Below are 3,203 nucleotides of genomic sequence, written 5' to 3'. Positions count from 1 at the left end.
CGACCAACAACGTCAACATGACGAAGCTGGAATCCTATCAGCTTGAAGGTCAGTTTTTCGCGTCCATGTTTTACGCAGATATTGAAGGACACCCAGAAGAACCCAACGTAGCCCTTGCACTTGAGGAGCTGGCGTTTTATTCGACTGAACTGAATATTCTTGGGGTGTACAACGCTAGCCCGTTCCGCGAAAAAATTCGGGAACCTGAGGCTAACCGTGCTTTGCGTCCTACACCAGGGAAATAACAGTTGTAGGCCTTGCTCCAACGGTGAGTCACCTATGTATCGTTCCGGGCGCTTGTGATCCGGGCTAGTTACAAGGACTTTACATGTCTGAATTCAAGTTTGATGCATTGTGCATCGGCAATGCAGTCACTGACGTCTTCTCTCATGTGGAAGATAACTTTCTCGTTGAGCAATCTCTAGTTAAGGGATCTATGCGCCTCATTGATACTGATGAAGCGCTGCGGCTTTACGATAAGATGGGCCAAACAACCCGCATTTCCGGCGGAAGTGCCGGGAACACGGCAGCTGGCATCGCATCTTTGGGCGGCAAACCGGCTTATTTTGGCAAAGTGGCCGACGACGAAATAGGTGAAGTTTATCGCCATGATATGAATAGTATCGGCGTTCACTTCAAAACCGGACCTTTGCGTGATGACTTGCCTTCCAGTCGGTCCATGATCCTGATTACGCCTGATGGTGAGCGGACCATGAACACCTATCTGGGTGCAGCGACCAAGCTGACTGCGTTTGATATCGACCGCGACGTGGTTGCCAATTCTGCGATCACCTACATGGAAGGTTATCTCTGGGACGAAGAAGCGGCGAAAAATGCGTTTCTTGAAGCTTCCAAGATTGCCCATGAAGCAGGGCAGCTGGTGTCTCTTTCGTTGTCAGACAGCTTCTGCGTTGATCGTTTCCGGGATGAGTTCCTGGAGCTGATCCGCGAAGACAAAGTCGACATTCTGTTTGCCAATGAGCATGAGCTCAAAGCGCTCTACCAGACCTCTGACATTGAAACTGCGATTGCGATGGTGCGCGAGGATTGCACACTGACCGCGCTGACATTGGGCTCAGAAGGCGCTATGGCGATTTCTCGCGAGGAAACTGTACATGTGCCAGCTTCCGCGATTATTGGCGGTGTGCGTGACCTGACAGGCGCTGGAGACCTGTTTGCGTCTGGCTTCCTGTTTGGTCTGGCGCGTGATTTCAGCCTGAGCGATTGTGCTGAGCTGGGTTGCCTTTGTGCTGGTGAGGTTATCAGCCACGTTGGTGCGCGCCCTGAAAAGCCGCTTAACCAGATTGCAGAGCAGACTGGCTTCACTCTTAAAGCCTAGCACACTGCGAACTGAAAATATCAATTCAGGCGGCTTACGGGCTGCCTTTTTTATTTGCTGATCTGCTGAATATCCTCTGCGCTGTTTACCTTAAAGAAGAGCGGCTGTGCGGTGCCGATGTGCATGCGCTCGGTCTCTTTTTGATTAAGCTTGCAAATCTTCGAGATCAGTCCTCGAATTGTGTTCCGGTGCGAGGAGATGATGACGTTTTTTCCATTCATCAGCTGAGGCAGAACACGGTGCTTGAACACACCATGGGCTCTGTTGGCCGTCATCTCCACACTTTCACCACCGGGTGGCACAGCGTGCAATGAATGGCGCCATTGGTGCACTTGCTCCACACCGTGTTCCTGAACCGCGCTTTCGATAGGAATGCCTGTGAGATCACCATAGGCCCTTTCATTGAAGAGCTTGTCCTCAATGACATGCAGATGAGATTGCTCAGCTTCTTCAAGGATGAGATCCAGTGTTTTGCGGGCGCGCCTAAGGCCTGATGAATAGGCCAGATCGAACTGGATTGCCTGAGAATGGAGAGTACGACCTGCGTTTCGGGCCTCTTCAATGCCTTTGGCACTCAGCTCAGGATTGGCCTGTCCTGAGAAAACCTTCAGCGCATTCCATTCGCTTTGCCCGTGGCGCACCAACACCAACAATCCCATAAAACACGCCTCTCAGATCTTCTGTGTGTGCGTGTCTTATATAGGTTCAATTGCAGCTCTAAACCCGACTTTCGTTAAAACATCCAATGATGATTTCAGGCAGGCTCCAGAATATTGGTGGGCAAACCGTCCAGACTTGTGGCGTTGTGCTTGCGCCAGTAGTTCTCCAGCTCCTCACGATCCATCGTCTCGTAGTAAGGCAGGAATTCCTTTTCAACCCGCGTATCGACCAAATCCATGCGCGGGACTGTTGAGCCGCAAGACGTCTGAATGAGTTCGATATCAAGGTCGAAGATTTGTCTGCACCCCGGCAGGTCGGGGAACTGAGCGACCAGTTTGGCCCAGTCCTCATCTCTTGGATGAATGACCTTTGCCGTTCCGAACACCCGAAGCGTGAGGCGTTGCTCGCCGAACGAACAGAACATGAGCGTCATGCGGCCATCATCTTGCACGTGGGTGGCTGTTTCATTGCCAATACCGGTCAGGTTCAGCCAGATGATGCGCTCGTCACTTAAAACCCTGAGGGTATCCATGCCTTTGGGGGACAGGTTGATATGCCCTGTGGCAGCAGCTGTTGCGACGAAGAACATTGATTGCTCTTCGATGTGCTGACGAAATCTGCGGTTCAAATTTTTGGCTACGATCATCGGCTTTCTGATGCCTTTTCAGGAGCGACTAGTCGGCGACTGCATATTGAGTGTTGATGCGGCGCTGTTCGCTGGCGTAGCTGCCAGAACGCCCGCCATTGCGTTTGTCGTAACTTCTTGCCCAGGCCTGCCAGAACTCTTGGGAGCTGCCGTCCATCTCGGTGATTTCCGGTTGGACAATCGGTGTCTTCGGCAGGATCGTGTTGGGCAACTGCACGACCTGCAACAAAGGCCGGTGGCGTGGGAAGCTGATTGGGACATCCTGTTTGCGAAGCTTGATATTGATGAAGAGCGGTGAACAGAACCAGCTGGAGTCAATCATCGCTTCAAAGCAATCATAGCCTGCATTGGACGGCAGGTTGATTGGGCCGCGGACCCAATGGCACTGACCTTCATCGCCGATCAGGCTGTAACCAGCGCCGATCTGAACGATGTCGCCTTCAGGAAACACATCCAGGAATGGGGGGTAGTAATCCTCCAGCCCTTCCGGACAGGAGCTTTGGTAATCTTCCACGAAGTCTGTAAGATACAACCGATCCAGCAGGGTCCACTCGCCGT

At 52.2% G+C, this 3,203-nt stretch carries 4 protein-coding genes and 1 pseudogene; 2 read left to right on the top strand and 3 right to left on the bottom strand.

Annotated elements, in window-relative coordinates; translation table 11 throughout:
* Positions 1-245, top strand: a pseudogene (locus PsW74_RS29610) (prephenate dehydratase); the annotation flags it as partial.
* 83 nt (positions 246-328) lie between these two features.
* Complete coding sequence (locus PsW74_RS05775; RefSeq protein WP_063286357.1) at positions 329-1,339, top strand: adenosine kinase; 1,011 nt, start codon at positions 329-331, stop codon at positions 1,337-1,339.
* 50 nt (positions 1,340-1,389) lie between these two features.
* On the opposite strand, the gene PsW74_RS05770 is transcribed toward PsW74_RS05775, so the two are convergent.
* From PsW74_RS05770 to PsW74_RS05760, 3 genes are all read right to left on the bottom strand, one after another.
* Positions 1,390-1,998, bottom strand: a complete 609-nt coding sequence (locus PsW74_RS05770) for a 2,3-bisphosphoglycerate-dependent phosphoglycerate mutase (RefSeq protein ID WP_063286356.1) — start codon at positions 1,996-1,998, stop codon at positions 1,390-1,392.
* 95 nt (positions 1,999-2,093) lie between these two features.
* Positions 2,094-2,645: a pyridoxamine 5'-phosphate oxidase family protein gene (locus tag PsW74_RS05765; protein ID WP_063286355.1), complete on the bottom strand. Its 552-nt coding sequence runs from the start codon at positions 2,643-2,645 to the stop codon at positions 2,094-2,096.
* Between the two features lie 28 nt (positions 2,646-2,673).
* The coding region (locus tag PsW74_RS05760) for a DUF6065 family protein (RefSeq protein ID WP_208987863.1) at positions 2,674-3,203 on the bottom strand (530 nt) is incomplete at its 5' end.

It is taken from the genome of Pseudovibrio sp. W74, from assembly GCF_001623085.1.
GTDB lineage: Bacteria > Pseudomonadota > Alphaproteobacteria > Rhizobiales > Stappiaceae > Pseudovibrio.
The sequence above is the reverse complement of the archived record's forward strand: the minus strand, read 5'-3'. Positions and strand labels throughout refer to the sequence as shown.